Below are 24,039 nucleotides of genomic sequence, written 5' to 3'. Positions count from 1 at the left end.
GGGGAACTGCGCGACCAGCCACAACGCACCCGCACCCAACAACCCGCCCCCGCCACCGCCACGGCCACCGCACCCGCAACCCTCAGAACCCAAGCCTCCGCAGCTGCTTGGGATCCCGCTGCCAATCCTTCGCCACCTTCACATGCAGATCCAAGAACACCGGCGTCCCCAACAACGCCTCGATCTGCTTGCGCGACTTGATCCCCACATCCTTCAGCCGCTTCCCCTTGGGACCGATCACGATCCCCTTCTGGCTCGACCGCTCGATGTACAGATACGCGTGGATGTCCAGCAACGGCCGATCCACCGGCCGGTCGGCCCTCGGCAGCATCTCCTCGACCACAACCGCGATCGAGTGCGGCAGCTCATCCCGCACCCCTTCGAGCGCCGCCTCACGGATCAGCTCCGCGATCATCACCTGCTCGGGCTCGTCGGTCAGCTCACCGTCGGGATACAGGGCGGGCCCCTCCGGCATCAGCGGGATGAGCAGATCCGCGAGCAGCTCGACCTGCTTGCCGGACTTCGCCGACACCGGCACGATCTGCGCCCACTCGAACCCCAGCTCCTTGCCCAGCTGGTCGATGGCGATGAGCTGCTCGGCGAGGGTCTTGGAGTCGACCAGGTCGGTCTTGGTGACGACGGCGACCTTGGGCGACTTGCGGATCCCGGCCAGTTCCTTCGCGATGAACCGGTCGCCGGGCCCGATCTTCTCGTTCGCGGGAAGGCAGAAGCCGATGACATCGACCTCGGCCCAGGTGGTGCGGACGACATCGTTGAGCCGCTCGCCGAGCAGCGTGCGCGGCTTGTGGAGGCCGGGGGTGTCGACCAGGATCAGCTGGGCGTCGGGGCGGTGCACGATGCCGCGGACGGTGTGCCGCGTGGTCTGCGGCTGGTTCGCGGTGATCGCGACCTTCCGCCCGACCAGAGCGTTCGTGAGGGTGGACTTGCCCGCGTTGGGGCGGCCCACGAAACAGGCGAAGCCGGCGCGGTGGGATGCCGCGGACGGCTCGGAGGACGGGGTTCGAACGCTCATGGCGCCCATTGTCCCTGATCCACAGGGAGCCGCCGCACGTGCGGGCCGGACGCCCGAGGACACCCGGCCCGCAGCCCGGCCCGTGGCCCGGCCCGTGGGGGGTCGGTCAGTCGAACACGAACGGTCCCGGCGACTGCGGGGCGGTCGCCGTACAGGTGAGGGTGATGAAGCCCCAGATGGTCATCTTCAGCTCGCCGCCGAACGCCTCCAGCCGGTCGCCGGAGGCCACCGTGCCGCTCAGCGGGCCGACGGTGACCGGGTCACCGGCGTTCATGGCGGGGTTCTCGGTGCCGGAGAAGGCGACAGTGCCGCCGCCCGCCTTCACCAGAGTCAGGGTGGCGACGATGGAGTCGGCGCCCAGGGCGACCGGGGCGGTGATGTCGGTGGAGGTGAGGGTGACGGTGGCCGCCGAGCCGTTCTGGGTGGCGGTGAGGGTGGCCGCGCCGCCGCCGAGGCTGCCGCAGTCGGCGTCGATGGTGGCGGTGGCGGGGGTGACGGCGAGCGCCGTGGGCGCCAGGGCGAGTCCGGTGACCGCGAGGGCGCCGACCACGAGGGCCGCGCTCATACCTGTTCGCTTGCGTGTCAGGGGGATGCTCATGGGGATGCGTTCCCTTCCCGTAGGGGGATGCCATGTGGGGGTGAACGGGAGACGGCACGCCACGCGTCGACCATGGACACGCGTCGAGTTTCTGACGGTCCGCCGGAACCAGCGGTTTTATTGATACCGGAGCGACGGACCGGGGTAAGGACGAAAACCGGCCAGGTTACCGCCGGTAAGTCATACGGCTCACGCGCGTCACACGCGGTGAACCAGAATCGAAGGGGCCGCCGAAGCGATCAGCCCGCACTCACCCGCACCCGGACCTCCCCGTCCGGCCCCGCCAGAAACACCGGCGTCCCCGCCCCGCCCAGATCCCGCACCGCCGCCAGATCCGCCGGGGCGATCTCCCCGGCCTCGCTCACCACCGCCGCCGCCTCCAGCGACCGCGCCCCGGACGCCACCGCCATCGCCACCGCCGTCTGCACCGCGCTCAGCCGCAGCGACTCCAGCGCCACCGTCCCGGCGACATACGTCCGCCCCGTCTCGTCCCGCACGGCGGCCCCCTCGGGCACCCCATTGCGGGCACGGGCGGAACGGGCCAGGGTGACGATCTTGCGGTCCTCGGCGTCGAGCGCGCTGCTGTCGGTCATGCCCGAAGCATACGAACCCCCCGCGCACCCGCGTCAGGGACGGTCCAGCCGCAGCCGCTCGGCCCGCGGCAACCCCGCCACGACCAGGTCGTACGAGTCCTCCACCAACTCCCTGACCAGCCGGTCCGGCAGCTCCGCATCATCCACCGTCACGGTGTTCCAGTGCCGCTTGTTCATATGCCAGCCGGGAACGATCAGCCCGGGATGATCCGCCCGCAGCCGCACCGCGTCCTCGGGGTCGCACTTGAGATTGACGGTCAGCGGACGCCCGTCCAGATGACTGAGCGCGAACAGCTTGCCCAGCACCCGGAAGACCGAGGTCTCCGGCCCGAACGGGAAGTCCTCCACCGCCGCGTTGAACGACAGACAGAACGCCCGCAGCTCCTGCGGTGTCATCCCGCGCCCCTCACCCCTGCTGCTCCCGCGCCGACACCGCCGGTCTCCCGGCCGCCCCCTCGGGCGACCCGTCCGGACCGACCGGCTCCACCAGCACCGTCACGATCTTGTTCCGCCGACCCGCCGCGGCCTCCGCCGTCAGCCGCAGCGCCCGCCCGTCCGGCAGCTCGACCACAGCGCTCGCGCCCGCGATCGGCACCCGGCCCAGACACTTGGCGAGCAGCCCGCCGACGGTCTCCACATCCTCGTCGTCATACGCCTCAAGCCCGTACAACTCGCCCAGATCGCCGATGTCCAGCCGGGCCGTGACCCGATGGCGGCCCGCGCCGAGATCCTCCACGGGCGGCAGCTCACGGTCGTACTCGTCGGTGATCTCGCCGACGATCTCCTCCAAAATATCCTCGATGGTAACGATCCCGGCCGTACCGCCGTACTCGTCGATCACCACCGCGACATGGTTGCGCTCCTTCTGCATCTCGCGCAGCAGATCCCCGGCGTTCTTGGTGTCCGGGACGAAGAACGCGGGCCGCATCGCCGTCGACACCAGCTCCGACTCCGCGTCCCGGCTGATGTGCGTCTTGCGCGCGAGATCCTTCAGATAGACGATCCCGACGATGTCGTCCTCGCTCTCACCGGTCACCGGGATCCGGGAGAAGCCGGAGCGCAGGGCGAGGGTGAGGGCCTGGCGGATGGTCTTGTACCGCTCGATGACCACCAGATCGGTCCGCGGCACCATCACCTCACGGACCAGGGTGTCGCCCAGCTCGAAGACCGAGTGCACCATCCGGCGCTCGTCGTCCTCGATCAGCGACTCCTGCTCCGCCAGATCCACCAGCGCCCGCAGCTCGGCCTCGGAGGCGAACGGCCCCCGCCGGAACCCCTTGCCCGGCGTCAGCGCGTTACCGATCAGAATCAGCAGATACGGGATCGGCCCCATGATCCTCGCGAGCGGCAGCAGCACATACGCCGCCGCCGTCGCCGTGTTCAGCGGATGCTGCCGCCCGATCGTCCGCGGCGATACCCCCACCGCCACATACGACACCAGCACCATCACCCCGATGGCGACCAGCAGCGCCTCCCAGGTGGCCGGGAACTCCTGGAGACAGGCGTACGTCACCAGCGCGGCGGCGGCCATCTCACAGGCCACCCGCACCAGCAGCGCCACATTCAGATACCGCGTCGGATCCGCGGCGACCTGCGCCAGCTTGGCGCTCCCGCGCCGCCCGGACCGTACGGCCTCCTCGGCGCGGAAGCTGGAGACCCGGGCGAGCCCGGCCTCCGCGCAGGCCGCCAGCCAGGCCACGACGACCAGCGCCACGGCCCCGGTGATCAGCGGGATACTCATGACACCGTGGGGGCCGGGGAGGGACCGGTCAGGCCCTGCTCCGCGCGCCAGCCGTCCACGATGGCCGCCTGGAGACCGAACATCTCGGCCTTCTCGTCCGGCTCCTCGTGGTCGTACCCCAGCAGATGCAGCACCCCATGGACGGTGAGCAGCTGAAGCTCCTCGTCCATGGAGTGCTGGGTCTCCGCCTCCGCGCCCTGCTTGGCGGCGACCTCGGGACAGAGCACGATGTCCCCGAGCAGCCCCTGCGGGGGCTCCTCGTCGTCCTTCGACGGCGGACGCAGCTCATCCATCGGGAACGACATCACATCCGTCGGGCCCGGCAGATCCATCCACTGGATGTGCAACTGCTCCATCGCATCGGCGTCCACGACGATCACCGACAGCTCGGAGAGCGGGTGGATCCGCATCCGGGCCAGCGCGTAGCGGGCGATGTCGAGGATCCGCTGCTCGCCGACCTCGGTACCGGACTCGTTGTTGACGTCGATCGACATAGTGCTGGCTTGTCTACTTCCGCTTGTTCCGACCACCCTGGTGGGCGCCGTTCTCCGTGCCGTTCTGGCTGTCGTACTGCTCGTACGCGTCGACGATACGGCCCACCAGCTTGTGCCGGACGACGTCGTGCGACGACAGCCGGGAGAAGTGCACGTCGTCCAGCCCCTCCAGGATGTCCTGCACCTGCCGCAGCCCCGACTTGGTCCCGTTCGGCAGATCGACCTGGGTCACATCACCCGTGATCACGATCTTCGAATCGAACCCGAGCCGGGTGAGGAACATCTTCATCTGCTCGGGACTCGTGTTCTGAGCCTCGTCCAGGATGATGAAGGCGTCGTTCAGGGTGTTGTGCGTCAGCAGGTAGTCCTGTGTGACGTACAGCGAGTCCTCGGCGGCCACCTGGATGCAGACAGTCTCCTCCCGCCCCGCGGGTTCGATCGCGTCGATGAACCGCATCGGACGCCCGCCGCCACCGGCCGCGTGGTACTTGTCGCGTTTGCGGGTGAGACGGAAGGGTTCGATGCCTTCGGGGAGGCGGATGTCGACGACGTGGGTGTCTCGGCGGTGGTGGACATCTCGCCCGTTGGCCTTTCCGGGACTACGCCCTTGGGCAGCTCGGCGGCGCGAGTACGCGACCCCGCCCAGCGACCTGACGAGTGCAATCATGTCGTCGCGGAGCAGGATGGAGGTAGTCGTGTACTGGACCCGGCAAGTGCGGCCCTTCTGGGTTACGGGGCCGCCATCGGAGTCCAGAAGACCCTGGAGCACAGCAAGCCGGACTCCCGCAGAATTGTGCAGGTAGTCATCCGGTACGAACTTTGACTGCGAACGTGTGCCCAGGAGATCCAGAGAACGCAGCATTGCCGTGACCGGATTGGACACCCGGCTACCAGCAGCACCCGGAGTGGGCACACGATTCAGGAAGTAGCTGTAGTCGGCATGGTGACGCACCCTGACGCCGGGGATGGCCGTCTCCAGCGCAGATGCCAACTCTGAGTCGGCGGTGCTGAACATCGGTGTGATGTTGCCGGTGATACAACCGTCACCCAAGAGCAGACCCAAAGCGTACGGGTCCATCGGAACCTCTCGCTCCGGGAAACTGACCGGAGCTGTCAGCATCGGCAGCTCATACCGGCGGTAATGCCCCGCCCGCAGGTTCCCGATCATGTCCTGGGTCTCCAGGACCCGCCACGGCTTGTCCCGGCGCTTGTCGTCCCGCGTCCTGACCGTCCACAGGTGCTCACCGCAGGCCAGGGTCCAGGAGCCGTCCTGGGCCGTGACGCGGTAGATGTCCTTCTCGCCCTGTGGGTAGACGCCGAGGACCGGGGTCGGCTCTCCGTTGGAGCCGATGACCAGGTCACCGACCTGAAGGTCACCAATGGGCCGCCAGCCGTCCGGTGTCAACACGTTCGTGAAAACGGGTTGCGCTCTGCCACGCATATACGCCAGCGGTGCCACCTCGATTGTTCCGGCTGCCATCAGGCGGGGGATGGAGTCCGGGTCGAGCATGTCGTGCAGGGCGTCGTAGAGGGGGCGGAGGTAGGGGTCGATCTTTTCGTAGAGGGTGCCGGGGAGGAAGCCGAGGCGCTCGCCGGCCTCCACCGCCGGGCGGGTCAGGATGATGCGGTTGACCTGCTTGGACTGGAGGGCCTGGACCGCCTTGGCCATCGCCAGATACGTCTTGCCGGTACCGGCGGGGCCGATGCCGAAGACGATGGTGTGGTGGTCGATGGCGTCGACGTACCGCTTCTGGTTGAGGGTCTTGGGGCGGATCGTGCGGCCTCGCGAGGACAGGATGTTCTGTGTCAGCACCTGCGCCGGGGTCTCCGCCCCGTCGCTCTCCCCGTTGTCGCTCGCCTTGAGCATGGCGATCGAGCGTTCCACGGCGTCCTCCGTCATCGGCTGCCCCGTGCGGAGCACCAGCATCATCTCGTCGAACACGCGCTGGACCATGGCGACCTCCGCCGGGTCACCGGTCGCGCTGATCTCATTGCCCCGGACATGGATGTCGGCTGCCGGGAAGGCCTTCTCGATCACGCGCAGGAGCGAGTCGCCGGACCCCAGGACGGTGACCATGGGGTGCTGGGCGGGGACCGTGATCTCTGCTCTCGCCTGCTGCTGCGCGGGGGTGTGAGCTGTGGGTGTCTGAGTCATGGGCCGGCGCAGATCGCCTGCTTTTCCTCCTTGATACGGCCGCGTCGCTGAGGGCGGCCTCGCGGTTCCCAGGGTACGACGGGGCACTGACATCGCCGTAGGGCTTTTCGGCGGCTGTCGCTCCGGGTCCCGAGGGGGTCAGGGCGGGGTCGGGCCGGGGTCAGGTCGTACGGCCGAAACCGATGGTGGGGACCGCCCTGCGCAGCGGCCAGGGTCTGGCGCGTTCGCCGGGGGCCAGGCCGTCCAGGAACGCGTACCGTCTCAGGGCCGTGGGGTCCTGGCCCGGCAGGGACGGGACCGTGCGCCACCAGGCGGCGATCTCCGACCAGCCGGGCGCCGACAGCGAGCCGCCGAACTCCTGGACGGAGAGCGCGGCGGTCAGCCCGGCGAAGGCGAGGCGGTCGGCGAGCGGCCAGTCGGCGAGGGTGCCGGTGACGAATCCGGCGACGAACACATCCCCCGCGCCCGTGGGGTCCAGGGCCTCCACGGCGATGGCGGGCACCTCGGCGGTCTCGCCGGTCCGGCCGTCCACCGCGTAGGCGCCCTCCGCGCCCAGGGTGACGACGGCCAGCGGGACGTGGCGGGTCAGGGCGTGGGCGGCGCGGCGGGGGCAGTCGGTGCCGGTGTAGCGCATCGCCTCCTGGGCGTTGGGCAGGAACGCCTCGCAGTGCTCCAGGTCGGCGAGGCCGGCCAGGTCCCAGGCGCCGGTGTCGTCCCAGCCGACGTCGGCGAAGATCCGGGTGCCCTTGCGGGCGGCCTGTTCGATCCAGGGGGCGCGGACGCCGGGGGTGAGGGAGGCGACGGCGGCGCGGGCGTGGGGCGGGTGGTCGGGGGCGGTGGTTTCGGCGGGGGGTGGTTCGTGGCCGTGCGAGACCATCGTGCGTTCGTCGTCGTAGGCCATGGAGACCGTGACCGGGGAGTGCCAGCCGGGGATCGAGCGGGAGGGCGTGAGGTCGATGCCCTCGCCGGTCTCCAGGGCGTCCCAGCAGTACTCCCCGTAGTGGTCGTCGCCGAAGGCGGCGGCCAGGGAGGTGCGCAGGCCGAGGCGGGCGAGGGCGGTGGCCATGTTGGCGACGCCGCCGGGGCTGGAGCCCATGCCGCGCGCCCAGGACTCGGTGCCGCGCACGGGGGCCGAGTCGAGGCCGGTGAAGATGATGTCGAGGAAGACGGTGCCGGTGAGGTAGACGTCCCACGGGGGGTCGTCCGGTCTGCGGAGTTCGGCCAGTGGGTCGACCTGGCAGTGCGGCGGCGCCTTTCGGGCGGTGGCGTTGGAGGCGTTCACTTGCGCTCCCTGACGTGGTGCGGGTCTGGTCAGTGTGCACCACGGCACTGACAGTGGTCCGTGACCCGGGGCGGGGCGCGCGGGAGCGCGCGTCAGGGGTACGGAGGGGTACGGGGAGGGACGGAGGGGATACGGCGGGGGTACGAGGGGGTACGGGAGCGGTCCCGGAGGTACGTGAGGGCGCTCGTCCGTGCGGACACGCCCCTCCTCAACAAAATGTTGCGCGTCACGCGTGCGGCTCTCCCGTCCCGTTGTCCCCGCTTGATACAAATTGCCCGCGCGTTCCCGTCCCTGGCGTCGGGGTTCCGGTTCGTCCCTGTTCCCTTCCGGTCCCCGTTTGCGTCCCCGTTCCCGCCCTTGTCCTGGTGCTGGTGCTGGTGCTGGTCGCTGTACGGGTCCCTGTCGTGGTCCCAGTCGTGGTCCTTGCCCTGGTCCCTGGACGGTCGTCGCGCTCCCCTCACCTCCGCCGCTCCTTCCGCATGCCTTGGAACGCCCGTGTCCGCGCCCCGTTCTCCCTCGCCCCGGCCCCTGGTCGCCCTGTTCACGGCCGGGTACCTCGCCCCCTATCTGCTTCCGACCATCGTCGGCCGGCTGGACGCGCGGCTCGCCGTCTCCGCCACCCAGGCCGGTGCCATGGGCAGCGCCCTGCTGCTGAGTTCGGCGTCGGCCGGGTTCGTGCTGGCCTCCCGGGTCGACCGGATCGGCGCCCGGCTCCTCGCCCGCGCCGGGCTGGCGCTCGCCGTGCTCGGCTACGGCGGCGCGGCGCTGACCGCCTCCGTACCGGCGGTCGTCCTCGGCGCGGTCCTCGGCGGGGCCGGTTCGGGTACGGCGGCGGCGGTCGCCGCCACCGGGATCGCCGCCCGGCCCGTACCGCACCGGGCGACCGCGCTCGGTCTGCTGTCGGTGTCCACGCTCGCGGGTGCCGTGTTCGTGACGGCCCCGCACCTGGGGCCCGGCCATGGGCTGCCGTTCGCCGTGATGGCGCTGGCCGCGCTGGCGGTGTGGCCGCTCACCGGGCGCCTGGAGGCGCGTACGGCCGGGTCCGTGCCGGGGGCCGCCGAACCGGTGCCCGCGCGCGTGCCGCCCGCCCGGCTCCGGTACGGGCTGCTGCTGGTCGGCGCGATGCCGTTCTGGGCGATGGCGCAGAACGCGCTGTGGGGGGTCAGCGGCCGGATCGGCGTCACCCAGGCGCGGCTGGACGAGGCGACCGTGGGGGTGGTGCTCGCGCTCGGTCTGGGTGCGGGGCTGGTCGGGGTGCTGGTGGCGGGTGCGCTGGGGCAGTGGCTCGGACCGGCGGTGTCGCTGGGGGCGGGTACGGCGCTGATCGCCGGCTGTATGGCGCTCAGCGCCGCCGCGACCGGTCTGACCGCGTTCGCGGTCGGTGAGATCGCCTGGAACGCCGTCTATCCGGTCGTCCTGGCCCATGTCATCGGTCTCGCCGCCTCGCTCGACGCGCGCGGCCGGTGGGCGGTGCTGGTGGGCTCGGCGGCGTCCCTGGGGACGGCTGCGGGGCCGCTGGTGGGCAGTGCGCTGGCCGCGTGGGCGGGGTTCCCGGCGATAGGGGTCGTGCTGGCGGCCGGGCTGGCGGTGGTGGCCGTCCCGATGACCCTGGTCGCCGTGCGCACGGGCGGCCCGCGCGCCCAGGAGCCCGTGGAGGTCCTGGAGATCGCCGTCGGCACCCCGGCCGTGCCCAGCTCCCAGCGGGCGTACGGGACGGCCGGGACGGCGGGGGAGGGCGGCTAGGTCCGGCGTTTGGGGAACGGGACGTGCTGGAGGTCGTGGGCGACGGTGAGATCGCCCGTGAAGCCGGCGTCCCGCGCCTGCCGCTCGAACTCCTCCGGGTCGGGGTAGCGCTGGCTGAAGTGGGTGAGCACCAGATGCCGTACGCCGCTGTCGCGGGCGACGCGGGCGGCCTGGCCCGCCGTCAGATGCCCGTGCTCGACGGCGAGCCGCTCGTCCTCGTCCAGGAACGTCGACTCGATGACGAGCAGGTCGCAGCCCTCGGCCAGGGCGTGGACGCCCTCGCAGAGCCGGGTGTCCATGATGAACGCGAACCGCTGTCCGCGGCGGACCTCGCTGACCTGGTCGAGCCCGACCCCGTCCAGCGTGCCCTCGCGCTGGATCCGGCCGATGTCCGTGCCCCGGATGCCGTGCGCGGCGAGCCGTTCGGGCAGCATCCGCCGCCCGTCGGGTTCCACCAGCCGGTAGCCGTACGACTCCACCGGGTGGGAGAGACGGCGGGCCTGGAGGGTGTAGGCGGGGGTCACCGCGAGGTCGCCGTCGGTGTCGACGGGGGCCTCGGTGAGCGACACGGTCTCGCGGTAGGCGGTGGCGTGGCGCAGCCGGTCGAAGTAGTGCTGTCCGGAGCGGGGGAAGTGCGCGGTGACGGGGTGCGGGACCCGGTCGAGGTTGATGCGCTGGATCACTCCGGCGAGGCCGAGGCTGTGGTCGCCGTGGAAGTGGGTGACGCAGATGCGGTGCACGTCGTGGGCGGCGACGGAGGCGCGCAGCATCTGGCGCTGGGTGCCCTCGCCGGGGTCGAAGAGGATGCCCTCGCCGTCCCAGCGGAGGAAGTAGCCATTGTGGTTGCGGTGGCGGGTCGGCACCTGGCTCGCGGTGCCGAGCACCACCAGTTCACGGACGGACACCCGGCGTTATCCCGGGGGCCACTGCATGCCGCGTCCGCCGAGGACGTGGGCGTGCGCGTGGAAGACGGTCTGGCCGGCGCCGGTGCCGGTGTTGAAGACGATGCGGTAGCTCTCCAGGTGGTCGTCGTCGGCGACGGCACGGGACTCGCGCAGGATGTCCGCGGCGATCTGGGGCTCCGCGGCGGCGAGGTCGGCAGCGTTGGCGTAGTGCGTCTTGGGGATGACCAGGACGTGGGTGGGTGCCTGGGGGTTGATGTCCCGGAAGGCTACGGTCGTCTCCGTCTCGCGCACGATGGTCGCCGGGATCTGACCCCCGACGATCTTGCAGAACAGGCAGTCGTCCTGGGGCTCCCCAGCCATGGTGGTCCCTCCGGGGGGTGGGCGGCGTACGACCTGCATCGTAGCGTCGGTGGGTGTTTGGGGGGTGGGGGGTGGTGGGGGTGGGGGGTGAGTGCGGGTGGGTGGCTGGCTGGTCGCGCCCACGCGGCGGAGCCGCACGTCGACACAGCCCCGTGCCCCTGAAAAGCAGGGCGATGGCCCTTGCGGCGTATCCGCGGCGGAGCCGCACATCGGAACCAGCCCCGCGCCCCTGAAAAGCAGGGCGTTGGCCCCTCCCGCCTGTTGTAAGGGGCCCGCCCCCTCAGCCCACCCTCGGTGGTGTCTTCGCCGGGGTCGTGTCCAGGGCGGCCAGCGCCAGCGCTATCGCCTCGTCGAGTTGGCGGTCCAGGTCGGCCGCCCAGTCCTGGGGGCGTTGGACTACTTCCACGTCCGGGTCGACGCCGTGGTTCTCCACGGCCCACTCGTAGCCCTCCAGCCAGAAGGCGTACTTCGGCTGGGTGATCAGGGTGCCGTCGACCAGGTGGTAGCGGCTGTCGATGCCGATCACCCCGCCCCAGGTGCGGGTGCCGACCACCGGGCCGATGCCGAGGGCGCGGATCGCCGCGTTGACGATGTCGCCGTCGGAGCCGGAGAACTCGTTGGCGACGGCGACGACGGGGCCGCGCGGGGCGTCCCGGGGGTAGCTGTAGGGCCGCATTCCGCGCGGGACCGCCCAGCCGACGATCCGGCGGGCCAGTTTCTCCACGACGAGCTGGGAGGTGTGGCCGCCCCGGTTCTCCCGGACGTCCACGACGAGCCCCTCCCGGGCGACCTCGACCCTCAGGTCGCGGTGGATCTGGGCCCAGCCGGGGGCCTGCATGTCGGGGACGTGGAGGTAGCCGAGACGGCCGCCGGAGCGGTCGTGGACGTAGGCGCGGCGGTCGGCGACCCAGGCGTGGTAGCGGAGCGGTTCCTCGTCGGCGAGGGGGACGACGACGGCGTGGCGGGGGTCGCCGCCGTCGGCCGGGGAGACGGTCAGCTCGACGGGTTTGCCCGCCGTGCCGGTCAGGAGGGGTCCGGGGCCGGTGGTCGGGTCGACCGGACGGCCGCCGATGGCGGTGATCGTGTCCCCGGCGCGGACGGCGACGCCGGGCGCGGCGAGCGGGGAGCGGGCGTCGGGGTCGGAGGTCTCGGAGGGGAGGATCCGGTCGATGCGCCAGGTGCCGTCCTCGTGGCGGGAGAGGTCGGCGCCGAGCAGGCCCTGCCGGGCGGAGCCGCCGCCGTGGCCGCGGGGGATGACATAGGCGTGGGAGGTGCCCAGTTCGCCCTGGACCTCCCAGAGGAGGTCGACCAGGTCGTCGTGGGTGGCGATCCGGTCGACGAGGGGCCGGTAGCGGTCGAGGACGGCGGTCCAGTCGACGCCGTTCATGTCGGGGCGCCAGAAGTGGTCGCGCATGATGCGGCCGGTCTCGTCGTACATCTGGAGCCACTCGGCGCCGGGGTCGACCTGCTGGCGGATGCGGGCGAGGTCGACGGTGATGTTGCTGTCGCTGTCGTCGTCGCCGGAGGCCCGCCGGTCGCTGGGGACGACCTTGAGGCGGCCGTCGGTCCACAGCAGGACGCGTTTGCCGTCGCCGCTGACCTCGAAGTGGTCGGCGTCGGCGGCGAGATGCTCGATGCGCTGCTGGGCGAGGTCGTAGCGCTCCAGCTCGGTCTTGGGGTCGGGGGCGTCCGGGGTGGCCCGGGAGGCGCCGAGGACGCCCTGCACGGGGTGGCGCAGCCACAGGACGCCGTCCTTGGCGGCCCGGAGGTTGGAGTAGCGGCCCGCCTCCACCGGGAAGGGGACGATCCGGTCGGCGAGGCCGTCGAGGTCGATCCGGGTGGCCGGGGTGCCCTCGCCCTCGGGGGTCTCGTCCTTGTCCGGCGCCTCGAAGGGCCGTCCGTGGCGCTGCGGTCCGAAGGGGGACGGGGTGGTCGCGGCCAGGGTGATGAGGTGGGGGCGGTCGCCGACGACGAAGGCGAGGTCGAAGACGTGTTCGTCGTAGACCGGGTCGAAGGAGCGGTTGGAGAGGAAGGCGAGGTGCTTGCCGTCGGGGGTGAAGGCGGGCGCGTAGTCCTGGAAGCGCAGCGGGGTCGCCTCGGTGACGGTGAGGTCGGTGGTGTGGGCGAGGCGGAGCTGGCTGAGCGGGCGGGGGCCGGGGTGGGACCAGGCCAGCCAGCCGGAGTCGGGGGAGAAGGCGAGGTCGGCGACGTCGCCGTCCTCGCTGCGGTCGACCTCGCGGATCTCGCCGCTCTCCCGCTCGACCAGCAGCAGCCGTCCGTCGTGCGCGGCGACGGCGATCCGGCTGCCGTCGGGGGCGACGGCCAGCTCCAGGACCCGGCCGAGCTGCCCGGCGCCGATGCGGCGGGGGGTGGCGTCGGGGGCGGTGCCGGTGGCGGGGGCGAATTCGAGGGCGTCCTCGCCCTCGGCGTCGGTGACCCACACCACCCGTTCCTCGCCGTCGACGCGGAAGGTGTGCGGCAGCCGGTTGCGGACGCCGGGGTCGGCGGCGAGGGCGCGGGCCGGGCCGGAGCGGTGGGTGACCCAGTGGACGGCGCCGCGGACGGCGACCGCGCTGCCGCGGGCGGTGTGGTCGGGCGAGGCGGCGCCGAACCAGCGGGCGGCGTTGACGGGGTAGGGCTGGCGGTCGGTGCGCTGCCCGCCGAGGCGTACGTCCAGGGGGCGGGGCGCGGTGCCGGGGTCCAGGTCGTCCAGGAGCCACAGCTCACCGGCGGACGCGTACACCACCCGGGTGCCGTCGCCGGACGCCTGGCGGGCGTAGAAGCCGTCCAGGGGGGTGTGGCGGCGCAGGCCGGTGCCGTCGGCGAGGGAGGAGTAGAGGGCTCCGGTGCCCTCGTGGTCGGAGAGGAACGCGAGCCGCTCCCCCACCCAGACCGGGCACTCCAGGTTCCCGTCGAGGTCCTCGTGGAGCCGGACGAAGCCGCCGTCGCCGTCGCGGTCGATCCAGAGCTTGCCGGCCGTGCCGCCCCGGTAGCGCTTCCACCAGGCGGCCTCGCGGCCCATGGGGGCGGACAGCAGGACGGTGGCGGGGCCGTGGACGACATCGCCGACGGGGCCGTACGGGAGGGTCTCGGCGGGGCCGCCGTCGGGCGGGAGCGCGCGGGCCCAGGTGCGGCGCAGGCTGGCCTGGCCGTGGGTGGAGAGGGCGAGGATCCGGCCGTCGGGGGTCCAGCCGCGGACCTGGGTCTTGGCGCTGCCCCAGTGGGTCAGCCGCCGGGAGGGGCCGCCGTCGACGGGGGCGAGATGGACCTCGGGGGCGCCGTCACGGGTGGAGGTCCAGGCGACGGCGGTGCCGTCGGGCGAGATGCGCGGCATGGTGACGGGCATGTTGTCGGCGCTGACGCGCCAGGCCCGCCCGCCCTCCAGCGGGGCGATCCAGACGTCGTCCTCGGCGACGAAGGCGACCAACTCGCCCTGGACATGCGGAAACCGGAGGTACGCAGGCGCTGGGGACTGAATCACCCGATCACCCTATGCAGGTGCGGCGATTCCGCACAGGGGTTTGGGATCACTTGCCGCGGCCTTGGCGCGGAGCGGGCCCCGGCGCCCGGAAGGGAGGGTTCATTTGCCCTCTGGCCAGCACTGGGGGTCGCTCTGGCAGTAGACGGTCCGGGTGACGGTGACCGTGGCGGTGGGTCCGGCGCCGCCGCCCGGCTGATTGACCGGCGGGGCGCCGGTGGCGTCGCAGTCGCCGAGGGCGGTGATCTGGAAGAGCTGCTTGCCGTCGACCTTGGCGGTGAGGTCACCGCGGATGCAGGCCCCTCTCACCGCCCGGGTGACCTTGCCGGTGACGGTGATGTCCTTGCCGTCGGTGGTATGGCCCTCGCAGTCGACATCGGCGACGGTGTTCTCGCTCGCGGAGGGGCTGGGGGTGGCGCGGTCGCCGTAGTCGGCGGTGCAGGTGAGCCAGCGCACCCGGGTGTCGCGGCGCTCCAGTTCCCGGGTGAGGAGTTGGTCGCTGGTGAAGGTGATCGTCGCGGTGGACAGGGTGTTCACCGGCTCGCAGGCGACGGTCGCGCCCACGCCGAGCAGCACGCCCAGGGCGGCACCGGCCGCCCGCCGCGCCCGGCGCCCCGCCGGGGTCCGCCGTACCGTCTGCCGTGCCGTCCGCCATGCCCGGTGCGCTGCTGCCCCCATGGAAGGCAGCGTGCCATCGTCGGGGCCGTCGCGGTAGTACGCCTTCGGGGCGCACGGGATTGCGGGGTCTCGTTCTGGGTGACAGTCCGGGTGATGGTTCGAGTGATGGTTCGGGTGACGGTGCGAGTGGCGGTTCGGGGAAGGCCGTTCAGGACGACCAGCGGCCGGTGCGGCCCAGCAGCAGGGCCGCGGCGGCGGTGCCTGCGGTCGAGGTGCGCAGCACGGTCGGTCCGAGTTGGTGGGGCCGGGCCCCGGCCGCCTCGAACAGCGCGAGCTCCTCGGGGGTGACACCGCCCTCGGGTCCGACGACCAGCACGATCGTGCCGGTGGCGGGCAGTTCGGCCGTGGCGAGCGCGTTCTCGCCGCTCTCGTGGAGCACGGCGGCGAAGTCGGCGGCGGCGAGCAGATCGGCGACCTCCTTGCCGGTGTGGAGGGCGGCGATCTCGGGGAAGCGGGTGCGGCGGGACTGCTTACCGGCCTCGCGGGCGGTGTTCCGCCACTTGGCCAGGCCCTTGGCAGCGCGTTCGCCCTTCCACTGCGTGATGCAGCGGGTGGCGGCCCAGGGCACGATCGCGTCGACCCCGACCTCGGTCATGGTCTCGACGGCGACCTCACCGCGGTCGCCCTTGGGCAGCGCCTGGACGACGGTGAGGCGGGGCTCGGGGGCGGGGTCCTCGGCGACGCTGTCCAGCTGGACGATCAGCCGGTCCTTGCCCTCGGTGCCGGTGACCACGCAGTCCGCCCAGCGTCCGGCGCCGTCGGTGAGGATCACGTCCTCGCAGGGCCGCAGCCGCTTCACGGAGACCGCGTGGCGGCCCTCGGCGCCGTCCAGCACGAACCGTCCGCCGTCCCCGGCGTGGAAGTGCGCGACGACGAAGACCGGGGCGGTCATCCGGCACCGCCCTGGGCGGACACCGCGGCGCCGGTCACGGCGAGTTCGGCGACCAGTACCTCGATCAGCTGGGCGGCGGGCATCTCCCGGGCCATCCGGTGGCCCTGCCCCGCCCACAGGGCCATGCCCTGGGCGTCCCCGGCCTTGGCGGCGGCCTTGCGCAGCGGCGAGGTCAGATGGTGGATCTCGGGGTAGGCGGAGGGGGCGTAGGGGCCGTGCTCGCGCAGGAAGCGGTTGACCAGGCCGCGGGCGGGGCGGCCGGAGAAGGCGCGGGTGAGCTGGGTACGGCCGAAGAGGGGGTCGGTGAGGGCCCGCTTGTGCAGGGGGTTGGCGCCGGACTCGGGGGTGATGAGGAAGGCGGTGCCGAGCTGGGCGGCCTGGGCGCCTGCGGCGAGGACGGCGGCGATCTGGGAGCCGCGCATGATGCCGCCGGCGGCCACGATCGGCAGGGCGACGGCCTCGCGGATCTGGGCGACGAGGGAGAGCAGGCCGAGTCCGGAGCCGTCGTTCTCGGCGAGGTCGCGGTGGGTGCCCTGGTGGCCACCGGCCTCCAGGCCCTGGGCGATCACACCGCCCGCCCCGGCCCGCTGCACGGCGAGGGCCTCCTCGGGGGTGGTGGCGGTGACCAGGGTGAGGGTCCCGGCCCGGCGCAACGACTCCAGGACCTCGGGCGCGGGCACCCCGAAGTGGAACGAGACCACGGGTACGGGGTTGTCGAGGAGTACGGCGAGCTTGGCGTCGTAGCCGTCGTCGCGGCCACTGTCGGGGTCGCCCAGCTCGGCCTCGTACCAGGCGGCCTCACCGGCCAGCTGATGGGCGTAGACATCGACGGCGGCGGGGTCGGCGGTGTCGGGCTGGGGCATGAAGAGGTTGACGCCGAAGGGCTTGTTGGTGAGCCCGCGCAGCTGCTTGATCTCCTGGTACATGCCGTCGGCCGTCTTGTACCCGGCGGCGAGGAACCCGAGCCCACCGGCCTCGGACACGGCGAGCGCCAGATGCGGCACGGAGACGCCGCCCGCCATGGGGGCCTGCACGATCGGGTGCGGAAAGAGATCGGTCAGCGCGGAGGACATGACCGCATGTTGTCACGTCCCCCGTGAAGCTCCGAATCCGCCCTTACGCCCGGCATAGGCCAGAGGCATGGGGACGGATGGGGACAAACGCGGGGGCGGATTTCGGGGCCGGGGGGTGGGGTGGTGGGGTGGACCGGACGGGGCCGGATTCCGGACCATGCGGGGTCACGGTGCGGACCGGGTGGGGGCGCTGTTGTGGACCATGCGGGGTCACGGTGTGGACCGGGTGGGGGCGATGCTGTGGACCACGCGGGGTGGCGCTGGGGACCGGACGGGGGTCACGTCGTGGACCACGCGGGGGCCGGGCTCTGGACCACGCAGGGTCGGAGTGTGGACGGCACGGGGTGGGACTCCGGACCACGCCGGGCGACGGTGGGGGGCGGGTGGCGTCGGCCCTGGGCCACGCCGGGCGGGGCTGGCTTGGGACGACGGCGGGACACGCTCGGGCCGGACGGGCCGCAGTGGTGGACCACGCCGGGCGGCGCTCCGGGCCGGGCGGAGGGCTGGCTCTGGACCACGCCAGGGTCAGGCTCCGGGCTGAACGGGGCCACGCGGCGGACCACGCCAGGTCACCCTCGGCCGGACGGGGTCGGATCTGGACCGCGCCGGGCGACGCTCCGGGCCGGCGGACGGAGCCACGCCGTGGACCGCGCCGGTCAGGCTCGGGACCGCCCACCAAGTCGCACCCTGGACCACGGACCACCCGCCGCGCCGGAGGGAGACCGACCGGGCGCGTACACCGGACCGCGCATCGGGCCGACACCGGACGGAGACCAGCCCCGCACCACGCCGGAGATCAGCCCCGCACCACGCCGGGGACCGGACCGTGCACCCGGCCGCAGACCGTGCGGCCCCGGACCGCAGACCAGCCCCGCACCGAACCGCCCCGCACCGCCCCGAAGACCGGGCCGCCCACCGGACCCGAAGCCGAAGCCCCGGCGGCAGCCGCCCCATCCCCTCCCGGCGTCTCAGCGCCCGTTGAACGCGTCCTTCAGTCGGGAGAACAGCCCTTGCTGGCCGGGTTGAAACTGGCCCGTGGGCCGCTCCTCGCCCCGCAGCTTGGAGAGCTCCCGTAGCAGCCGTTCCTGCTCGGGGTCCAGCTTGGTCGGGGTCTGCACCTCGACATGGACGATGAGATCGCCGCGTCCGCCGCCGCGCAGATGCGTGACGCCCCGGCCGTGCAGGGGGATCGACTGGCCGGACTGGGTGCCGGGCCGGATGTCGACCTCCTCCATGCCGTCGAGGGTCTCCAGCGGCACCTTGGTGCCGAGGGAGGCCGCGGTCATGGGGATGGTCACCGTGCAGTGCAGATCGTCGCCGCGGCGCTGGAAGACGGAGTGCGGCAGTTCGTGGATCTCGACGTAGAGGTCACCGGCGGGGCCGCCGCCGGGGCCGACCTCGCCCTCACCGGCGAGCTGGATCCGGGTGCCGTTGTCGACACCGGCCGGGATCTTCACGGTGAGGGTGCGCCGGGAGCGGACCCGGCCGTCGCCGGCGCACTCCGGGCAGGGGGTCGGTACGACCGTGCCGAAGCCCTGGCACTGGGGGCAGGGGCGGGAGGTCATGACCTGGCCCAGGAAGGACCGGGTGACCTGGGAGACCTCGCCCCGGCCGCGGCACATGTCACAGGTCTGCGCGGTGGTGCCGGGGGCGGCGCCCTCGCCGTTGCAGGTGGAGCAGACGATCGCCGTGTCGACCTGGATGTCCTTGGTCGTGCCGAAGGCGGCCTCGTCCAGTTCGATCTCGATGCGGATCATGGCGTCCTGGCCCCGGCGGGTGCGCGAGCGCGGTCCGCGCTGCGACGCCGTGCCGAAGAACGCGTCCATGATGTCCGAGAAGTTGCCGAAGCCGCCCGCGCCGAAGCCCGCGCCCGCACCGGCGCCCGCCTGCGAGAGGGGATCGCCGCCGAGGTCGTAGACCTGCTTCTTCTGCGGGTCCGAGAGCACCTCGTAAGCGGCGTTGATCTCCTTGAACCGCTCCTGGGTCTTCGGGTCGGGGTTGACGTCCGGGTGCAGCTCGCGTGCGAGCCGGCGGAACGCCTTCTTGATCTCTTCCTGCGACGCGTCGCGGCGCACGCCGAGAACGGCGTAGTAGTCCGTGGCCACTTACGACTCCGCCAGGATCTGTCCGACGTACCGTGCCACTGCGCGTACCGCTCCCATCGTTCCCGGGTAATCCATGCGGGTCGGTCCGACCACGCCGAGCTTGGCAACCGCCTCGCCGCCCGAACCGTAGCCCACCGACACGACGGAGGTGGAGTTGAGTCCCTCATGGGCGTTCTCATGACCGATCCGGACGGTCATGCCCGAATCCATCCCCTCGCCCAGCAGTTTGAGGAGGACGACCTGCTCCTCCAGCGCCTCCAGGACGGGGCGGATGGTGAGGGGAAAATCATGTCCGAAGCGGGTGAGATTGGCCGTGCCGCCGATCATCAGGCGCTCCTCGGTCTGCTCGACCAGCGTCTCCAGGAGTGTGGAGAGTACCGTCTGGACGGTCCCCCGGTCCTCGGCTTCGAAGCTCTCGGGCAGATCCTGGACCAGGGGCGGCACATCCGGGAAGCGGCGGCCGGCCACCCGGCTGTTGAGCCGGGCCCGCAGATCCGCGAGCGACGCCTCGCCGAACGGCGCCGGGCAGTCCACCAGCCGCTGCTCGACCCGCCCGGTGTCGGTGATCAGCACCAGCATCACGCGCGCGGGCGCCAGCGCCAGCAGTTCGACATGGCGGACCGTGGACCGGGTCAGCGAGGGGTACTGGACGACGGCGACCTGCCGGGTGAGCTGGGCGAGCAGCCGTACCGTGCGCCCCACGACGTCGTCGAGGTCGACGGCGCCGTCCAGGAAGCTCTGGATGGCGCGCCGCTCGGCGCCGGACATCGGCTTGACCTCGGCGAGCTTGTCGACGAAGAGGCGGTAGCCCTTGTCCGTCGGGATGCGCCCGGCGGAGGTGTGCGGCTGCGCGATGAAGCCCTCGTCCTCCAGGGCCGCCATGTCGTTGCGCACGGTGGCCGGGGAGACGCCCAGGTTGTGCCGCTCGGTGAGCGCCTTGGAACCGACCGGCTCCTCGGTGCCGACGTAGTCCTGGACGATGGCGCGCAGCACCTGAAGTCTTCGTTCACTGAGCATCCCGCGCACACCTCCTGCGGCCGTCGTCCCGCGCCCCGTCCACCACCGTCTACCCCGGCACTGTCCCTGGCACTCTGCATCACCGAGTGCCAACCCTGCCCGGCCCAGTGTACGGCGGTGGGGTGCGGGCCGGGCAAGGCCGGTCCGGACGGGCCGTACGGGGCTGTGGGGCGGGGCGTACCGCTAGCGTCGCCGTATGAGGGTCACTTGGGAAGAGCTGGGCTGGGAGCGGCTGCGGTCCGGCGTCGGACGGTCCCGGCTGCCGGGCTGGGACTGCACGGTGGGGCTGGTGCGCGGCGCGGGCGGGGCGCTGCTGATCGACGCGGGGTCGAGCGCGCGCGAGGGCACGGCACTGCGCGATCAGGCGCGGCGGCTGGCGGACGGCCCGGTGACCCATCTCGCGCTCACCCACCCGCACTTCGACCATGTGCTCGGCATGGCGGCGTTCGGGGAGGCGGAGGTGTTCGGCGCGACGGGGCTGGCGGCGGCGCTCACCGCCCCCGGGGCGCGGGAGGAGCTGCGGGCGGACGCGGTGCGCCACGGGCTGCCGGAGGCGGACGCGGCGCGGGCCGCCGCCCGTCTGTCCGCCCCCGCCCACGAGATCACCGGCGAGCGGGCCCTCGACCTGGGCGGCGGCCCGCGGGTGCTGCTGGTGAACGCCGGTCCCGGGCACACCGCGTACGACCTGGCCGTGCTGGTGCCGGGTGATCCGGCGGTGGTGTTCTGCGGTGACCTGGTCGAGGAGTCGGGCGCTCCGCAGGCGGGGCCGGACGCCGTGCCGGAGCGGTGGCCGGGGGCGCTGGACCGGCTGCTGGCGCTGGGCGGCGAGGACGCCCTGTATGTGCCCGGTCACGGGGCGGTGGTGGGGGCGGCGTTCGTCCGGGAACAGCGGGCCGCGCTGGCGGCCCGTTTCGGCGTGTCGCCCTGACCGGGCACCGGCTTCTCCCCGCCCGGAACTATCGTCATCCGAATGCGCCAGTACTCTGCGGATCTCACCCCTGGGTGGAAGAAGCCGAAGCCCGTTCCCGAGGTCCCCGCGGACCCCGGTCTCGTGGTGGAGGAGCCCGGCACCGGTTTCTGCGGCGCGGTGATCCGCTGCGAGGCGGGCACGGTCACGCTGGAGGACCGCTTCGGCAAGCACCGGGTCTTCCCGCTGGAGCCGCGCGGCTTTCTGCTGGAGGGCCGGGTGGTCACCCTGGTCCGCCCGTCCGGCACGGGCACGGCTCCGGTACGGCCCACCCGCACCGCCTCCGGCTCCGTCGCCGTACCGGGCGCCCGCGCGCGGGTGGCCCGCGCGGGCCGTATCTATGTCGAGGGACGGCACGACGCCGAGCTGGTCGAGAAGGTGTGGGGCGACGATCTGCGGATCGAGGGCGTGGTCGTGGAGTACCTGGAGGGCGTCGACGACCTCCCGGCGATCGTCGCCGCGTTCGATCCCGGCCCCGACGCCCGTCTCGGCGTCCTGGTGGACCATCTGCTGCCCGGCACCAAGGAGTGGCGGATCGCCCAGTCCGTGACCAGCGACCACGCCCTGGTGGTGGGCCATCCCTACATCGACATCTGGGAGGCGGTGAAGCCCGCCGCCCTCTCCATCCCCGCCTGGCCGAAGGTCCCCCACGGCCAGGACTGGAAGACGGGCGTGTGCCGGGCACTGGGCTGGCCGCCGGAGAACACGGGCGCGGTCTGGCAGGCGATCCTGGAACGGGTCGGCTCCTACCGCGACCTGGAGCCGGAGCTGCTGGGGAGGGTGGAGGAGCTGATCGATTTCGTCACGGCACCAGAGTGAGCGGTGGGAGGGTGCCGAACTTGCTGGTGTCCAGCTCGATCTCGACGAGGGGCAGCCAGACCGGGTCCCCGAACTTCCGGGAGTGCTCGTCCAGGTAGTCGGCCGTGAGTCCGTCACCGGACGGCTCCGACAGCACGACGCACTTGGCCTGGAACGGATCGATGATGAGGTACACGGGAATGCGTCCCGCGGCATAGAGGGCCCGCTTGCGCACATAGTCCCGGTTGGCGCTGGTCCGGGACACGACCTCAAGCAGCAGGGTCACGGCCGGGGCGGGGACGAGGCGTCCCGCGCTGTCGTCAGCGCCGAGTTCCATGACGACGAGATCCGGCTGGGGCTCGCTGTTCAGCTCAGGAAAGGCCACGTCCTGAGTCTGGAGCCGGTCCCAGCGGTCGGCGGGGATCTGGTCCTGCACGGACTGGACGATACGGTTGTGGACCTTGTCGGGCCCGGCCATCATCACGATTTCCCCCCGGATGAGCTCGGCTTTGAAGCCTTCGGGAATGACGAGACTCTCGTAGGCTTCGTGCGTCTGGCGATCATCCACAGCGGTCATCTCCGTGATCCTCCGCTCTCCGCCGCCGCAAGAACGCGGACAGCCTACGGATCAGGCTAGGGCCCGAACTCCCGTTCCGCGCCGCGTCACTCCCCCGGGTGATCAGTCCACCAGATCCCTGACCACCCCGTCCGCCAGCAACCGTCCCCGCAGGGTCAGGACCGCGTGGCCCTCCGCGTACGGGGTCGGTTCCAGGAGGCCGGAGGCCAGGGCGTCCTCGGCGGCCTCTCGGCCCTTCTTGCGGAGCAGGGCCAGGGGGACGCCCTCGCGCAGGCGCAGTTCCAGCAGGATCCGCTCCACCCTGCGGTCCTCCGCGGAGAGGAGTTCACGGCCCGCACCCGGTGAGCGGCCCTGGGCCAGTGCCGCCGCGTACGCGCCCGGGTGCTTGACGTTCCACCAGCGCACCCCGCCCACATGGGAGTGGGCGCCGGGCCCCGCGCCCCACCAGTCGGCGCCGCGCCAGTACAGCTCGTTGTGCAGACAGCGCCCGGCGTCCGAGGTGGCCCAGTTGGACACCTCGTACCAGTCGAATCCGGCCTCCGCGAGGACGGCGTCGGCGACCAGATAGCGGTCGGCGTGGACGTCGTCGTCGGTCATCGGGACCTCGCCGCGGCGGATCCGGCGGGCCAGCTGGGTGCCCTCCTCGACGATCAGGGCGTAGGCGCTGATGTGGTCCGGACCGACGGACAGGGCCGCGTCCAGGGACGCGCGCCAGTCGTCGTCGGACTCGCCGGGGGTGCCGTAGATCAGATCGAGGTTGACGTGGTCGAAGCCGGCCGCGCGGGCCTCCGCCACGCATGCCTCGGGGCGGCCGGGGGTATGGGTGCGGTCCAGGACCTTCAGGACGTGCCGGCGGGCGCTCTGCATACCGAAGGAGACCCGGTTGAAGCCGCCCTCGCGCAGGGCCGCCAGATACGCCGGGTCGACCGACTCCGGGTTCGCCTCGGTGGTGATCTCCGCGTCCGCCGCGAGCCCGAACTCGGCACGGATCGCCCCCAGCATCCGGACGAGGTCACCGGCGGCCAGCAGGGTCGGCGTACCGCCGCCGACGAAGACCGTGCGGACCTCGCGGGGGTCGTCGCCGAGGACCTTGCGGGCGAGGCGGATCTCATCGATCAGGGTGTCGGCGTAGTTGTCCCGGGAGGCGAGGACGCCGCCCGAGCCGCGCAGCTCGGTCGCGGTGTAGGTGTTGAAGTCGCAGTAGCCGCAGCGGGTCGCGCAGTACGGGACGTGGAGATAGAAGCCGAGGGGGCGGTCCGCGGCCCCGGCGAGCGCGGACGCGGGCAGCGAGCCGTCGGCGGGGACGGGGTCGCCGTCGGGAAGGGCGGAGGGCATGTCCTCCATTGTCCCGCACGGATGCCGGGTCCCGGGCCGGTCGTCTGTCCCGCACACCGATGCCGGGTCCCGGGGCGGTCGTCCGGGCGGTGGTCAGGGACGGCCGTCCTGCCCCTCGTCCCCCCCCATTACCTTCTTGGTGGCCCCGCAATGGGGCGCCCGGCCTCCGGAGTTGGCATGACTCTCTCCCCCTGTCGAGTTGATGGCTTGGGGGG

21 protein-coding genes are annotated in these 24,039 nt (G+C 72.3%); 3 read left to right on the top strand and 18 right to left on the bottom strand.

Translation table 11 applies throughout. From position 1 onward, the window contains the following. Nucleotides 1–82: 82 nt before the first annotated feature. The 8 genes from era to ABZX40_RS17445 form a co-directional block, all read right to left on the bottom strand. Nucleotides 83–1,033, bottom strand: a complete 951-nt coding sequence (gene era, locus ABZX40_RS17480) for a GTPase Era (protein WP_355731565.1) — start codon at nucleotides 1,031–1,033, stop codon at nucleotides 83–85. Nucleotides 1,034–1,139: 106 nt separating this feature from the next. Beyond that, the gene (locus ABZX40_RS17475; RefSeq protein WP_355731563.1) at nucleotides 1,140–1,631 is read right to left on the bottom strand and encodes a hypothetical protein; all 492 of its coding nucleotides are present in this window, start codon (nucleotides 1,629–1,631) and stop codon (nucleotides 1,140–1,142) included. Nucleotides 1,632–1,870: 239 nt separating this feature from the next. Next, on the bottom strand, nucleotides 1,871–2,224 hold the full coding sequence (locus ABZX40_RS17470) for a cytidine deaminase (RefSeq protein WP_355731561.1): 354 nt from the start codon (nucleotides 2,222–2,224) through the stop codon (nucleotides 1,871–1,873). A 33-nt stretch (nucleotides 2,225–2,257) separates the two neighbouring features. Continuing rightward, on the bottom strand, nucleotides 2,258–2,620 hold the full coding sequence (locus ABZX40_RS17465; protein WP_355731559.1) for an MmcQ/YjbR family DNA-binding protein: 363 nt from the start codon (nucleotides 2,618–2,620) through the stop codon (nucleotides 2,258–2,260). A 10-nt stretch (nucleotides 2,621–2,630) separates the two neighbouring features. Further along, nucleotides 2,631–3,965 carry a hemolysin family protein gene (locus ABZX40_RS17460; RefSeq protein ID WP_355731557.1) on the bottom strand — a complete coding sequence of 445 codons (1,335 nt, stop codon included), beginning with the start codon at nucleotides 3,963–3,965 and terminating at the stop codon, nucleotides 2,631–2,633. Then, on the bottom strand, nucleotides 3,962–4,459 hold the full coding sequence (gene ybeY, locus ABZX40_RS17455) for an rRNA maturation RNase YbeY (RefSeq protein ID WP_355731555.1): 498 nt from the start codon (nucleotides 4,457–4,459) through the stop codon (nucleotides 3,962–3,964). Before ybeY ends, ABZX40_RS17460 begins: the two co-directional genes overlap by 4 nt. Nucleotides 4,460–4,472: 13 nt before the next feature. Then, entirely contained in the window at nucleotides 4,473–6,614 is a 2,142-nt protein-coding gene (locus ABZX40_RS17450; RefSeq protein WP_355731553.1) for a PhoH family protein, read from the bottom strand. 160 nt (nucleotides 6,615–6,774) lie between these two features. Then, nucleotides 6,775–7,896: a PfkB family carbohydrate kinase gene (locus tag ABZX40_RS17445; RefSeq protein ID WP_355731552.1), complete on the bottom strand. Its 1,122-nt coding sequence runs from the start codon at nucleotides 7,894–7,896 to the stop codon at nucleotides 6,775–6,777. 495 nt (nucleotides 7,897–8,391) lie between these two features. Here ABZX40_RS17445 and ABZX40_RS17440 point away from each other — a divergent pair, with 495 nt between their 5' ends. Further along, nucleotides 8,392–9,639 (top strand): MFS transporter, encoded by a 1,248-nt coding sequence (locus ABZX40_RS17440; protein ID WP_355731550.1) that lies wholly within the window; start codon nucleotides 8,392–8,394, stop codon nucleotides 9,637–9,639. On the opposite strand, the gene ABZX40_RS17435 is transcribed toward ABZX40_RS17440, so the two are convergent. The 8 genes from ABZX40_RS17435 to hrcA form a co-directional block, all read right to left on the bottom strand. Further along, nucleotides 9,636–10,544 (bottom strand): ribonuclease Z, encoded by a 909-nt coding sequence (locus ABZX40_RS17435; protein WP_355731548.1) that lies wholly within the window; start codon nucleotides 10,542–10,544, stop codon nucleotides 9,636–9,638. The genes ABZX40_RS17440 and ABZX40_RS17435 overlap by 4 nt on opposite strands. A gap of 6 nt (nucleotides 10,545–10,550) precedes the next feature. Further along, nucleotides 10,551–10,904: a histidine triad nucleotide-binding protein gene (locus ABZX40_RS17430; RefSeq protein ID WP_355731546.1), complete on the bottom strand. Its 354-nt coding sequence runs from the start codon at nucleotides 10,902–10,904 to the stop codon at nucleotides 10,551–10,553. 280 nt (nucleotides 10,905–11,184) lie between these two features. Further along, entirely contained in the window at nucleotides 11,185–14,385 is a 3,201-nt protein-coding gene (locus ABZX40_RS17425) for a S41 family peptidase (RefSeq protein WP_355731544.1), read from the bottom strand. Nucleotides 14,386–14,484: 99 nt separating this feature from the next. Further along, on the bottom strand, nucleotides 14,485–15,060 hold the full coding sequence (locus ABZX40_RS17420; protein WP_355731542.1) for a hypothetical protein: 576 nt from the start codon (nucleotides 15,058–15,060) through the stop codon (nucleotides 14,485–14,487). A gap of 148 nt (nucleotides 15,061–15,208) precedes the next feature. Further along, a complete protein-coding gene (locus ABZX40_RS17415) occupies nucleotides 15,209–15,952 on the bottom strand; it encodes a 16S rRNA (uracil(1498)-N(3))-methyltransferase (protein WP_355731540.1) in 744 nt (247 codons plus the stop codon). Then, nucleotides 15,949–17,025 carry a nitronate monooxygenase gene (locus ABZX40_RS17410; RefSeq protein WP_355731538.1) on the bottom strand — a complete coding sequence of 359 codons (1,077 nt, stop codon included), beginning with the start codon at nucleotides 17,023–17,025 and terminating at the stop codon, nucleotides 15,949–15,951. Before ABZX40_RS17410 ends, ABZX40_RS17415 begins: the two co-directional genes overlap by 4 nt. A gap of 968 nt (nucleotides 17,026–17,993) precedes the next feature. Beyond that, the gene (gene dnaJ, locus ABZX40_RS17405) at nucleotides 17,994–19,130 is read right to left on the bottom strand and encodes a molecular chaperone DnaJ (RefSeq protein ID WP_355731536.1); all 1,137 of its coding nucleotides are present in this window, start codon (nucleotides 19,128–19,130) and stop codon (nucleotides 17,994–17,996) included. Then, nucleotides 19,131–20,147, bottom strand: coding sequence for a heat-inducible transcriptional repressor HrcA (gene hrcA / locus ABZX40_RS17400; protein ID WP_355731534.1), 1,017 nt, complete (start codon nucleotides 20,145–20,147; stop codon nucleotides 19,131–19,133). Between the two features lie 196 nt (nucleotides 20,148–20,343). On the opposite strand from hrcA, the gene ABZX40_RS17395 reads away from it, so the two are divergent. Together ABZX40_RS17395 and ABZX40_RS17390 are read left to right on the top strand one after the other, a co-directional pair. After that, entirely contained in the window at nucleotides 20,344–21,075 is a 732-nt protein-coding gene (locus tag ABZX40_RS17395) for an MBL fold metallo-hydrolase (RefSeq protein ID WP_355731532.1), read from the top strand. Between the two features lie 42 nt (nucleotides 21,076–21,117). Further along, complete coding sequence (locus ABZX40_RS17390) at nucleotides 21,118–21,933, top strand: DUF3097 domain-containing protein (RefSeq protein ID WP_355731530.1); 816 nt, start codon at nucleotides 21,118–21,120, stop codon at nucleotides 21,931–21,933. Here ABZX40_RS17390 and ABZX40_RS17385 read toward each other — a convergent pair. Both ABZX40_RS17385 and hemW read right to left on the bottom strand, forming a co-directional pair. After that, nucleotides 21,917–22,489, bottom strand: coding sequence for a Uma2 family endonuclease (locus ABZX40_RS17385; protein ID WP_355731528.1), 573 nt, complete (start codon nucleotides 22,487–22,489; stop codon nucleotides 21,917–21,919). The genes ABZX40_RS17390 and ABZX40_RS17385 overlap by 17 nt on opposite strands. 102 nt (nucleotides 22,490–22,591) lie before the next feature. Further along, the gene (gene hemW, locus ABZX40_RS17380) at nucleotides 22,592–23,824 is read right to left on the bottom strand and encodes a radical SAM family heme chaperone HemW (RefSeq protein ID WP_355731526.1); all 1,233 of its coding nucleotides are present in this window, start codon (nucleotides 23,822–23,824) and stop codon (nucleotides 22,592–22,594) included. Nucleotides 23,825–24,039 lie beyond the last annotated feature (215 nt).

The organism is Streptomyces sp. NPDC004610 (genome assembly GCF_040609715.1).
Lineage (GTDB): Bacteria > Actinomycetota > Actinomycetes > Streptomycetales > Streptomycetaceae > Streptomyces.
This window is presented reverse-complemented; position numbering and strand designations above follow the sequence as displayed.

Bases quoted from the DNA above. Each gene is read 5' to 3' on its own strand.
- ABZX40_RS17475 (WP_355731563.1), bottom strand. From the start codon at position 1,631: ATGAGCATCCCCCTGACACGCAAGCGAACAGGTATGAGCGCGGCCCTC.
- ABZX40_RS17460 (WP_355731557.1), bottom strand. From the start codon at position 3,965: ATGAGTATCCCGCTGATCACCGGGGCCGTGGCGCTGGTCGTCGTGGCC.
- ABZX40_RS17415 (WP_355731540.1), bottom strand. From the start codon at position 15,952: ATGACCGCCCCGGTCTTCGTCGTCGCGCACTTCCACGCCGGGGACGGC.
- ybeY (WP_355731555.1), bottom strand. From the start codon at position 4,459: ATGTCGATCGACGTCAACAACGAGTCCGGTACCGAGGTCGGCGAGCAG.
- ABZX40_RS17385 (WP_355731528.1), bottom strand. From the start codon at position 22,489: ATGACCGCTGTGGATGATCGCCAGACGCACGAAGCCTACGAGAGTCTC.
- ABZX40_RS17470 (WP_355731561.1), bottom strand. From the start codon at position 2,224: ATGACCGACAGCAGCGCGCTCGACGCCGAGGACCGCAAGATCGTCACC.
- era (WP_355731565.1), bottom strand. From the start codon at position 1,033: ATGAGCGTTCGAACCCCGTCCTCCGAGCCGTCCGCGGCATCCCACCGC.
- ABZX40_RS17450 (WP_355731553.1), bottom strand. From the start codon at position 6,614: ATGACTCAGACACCCACAGCTCACACCCCCGCGCAGCAGCAGGCGAGA.
- ABZX40_RS17410 (WP_355731538.1), bottom strand. From the start codon at position 17,025: ATGTCCTCCGCGCTGACCGATCTCTTTCCGCACCCGATCGTGCAGGCC.
- ABZX40_RS17430 (WP_355731546.1), bottom strand. From the start codon at position 10,904: ATGGCTGGGGAGCCCCAGGACGACTGCCTGTTCTGCAAGATCGTCGGG.
- ABZX40_RS17390 (WP_355731530.1), top strand. From the start codon at position 21,118: ATGCGCCAGTACTCTGCGGATCTCACCCCTGGGTGGAAGAAGCCGAAG.
- ABZX40_RS17465 (WP_355731559.1), bottom strand. From the start codon at position 2,620: ATGACACCGCAGGAGCTGCGGGCGTTCTGTCTGTCGTTCAACGCGGCG.
- hemW (WP_355731526.1), bottom strand. From the start codon at position 23,824: ATGCCCTCCGCCCTTCCCGACGGCGACCCCGTCCCCGCCGACGGCTCG.
- ABZX40_RS17395 (WP_355731532.1), top strand. From the start codon at position 20,344: ATGAGGGTCACTTGGGAAGAGCTGGGCTGGGAGCGGCTGCGGTCCGGC.
- ABZX40_RS17420 (WP_355731542.1), bottom strand. From the start codon at position 15,060: ATGGGGGCAGCAGCGCACCGGGCATGGCGGACGGCACGGCAGACGGTA.
- hrcA (WP_355731534.1), bottom strand. From the start codon at position 20,147: ATGCTCAGTGAACGAAGACTTCAGGTGCTGCGCGCCATCGTCCAGGAC.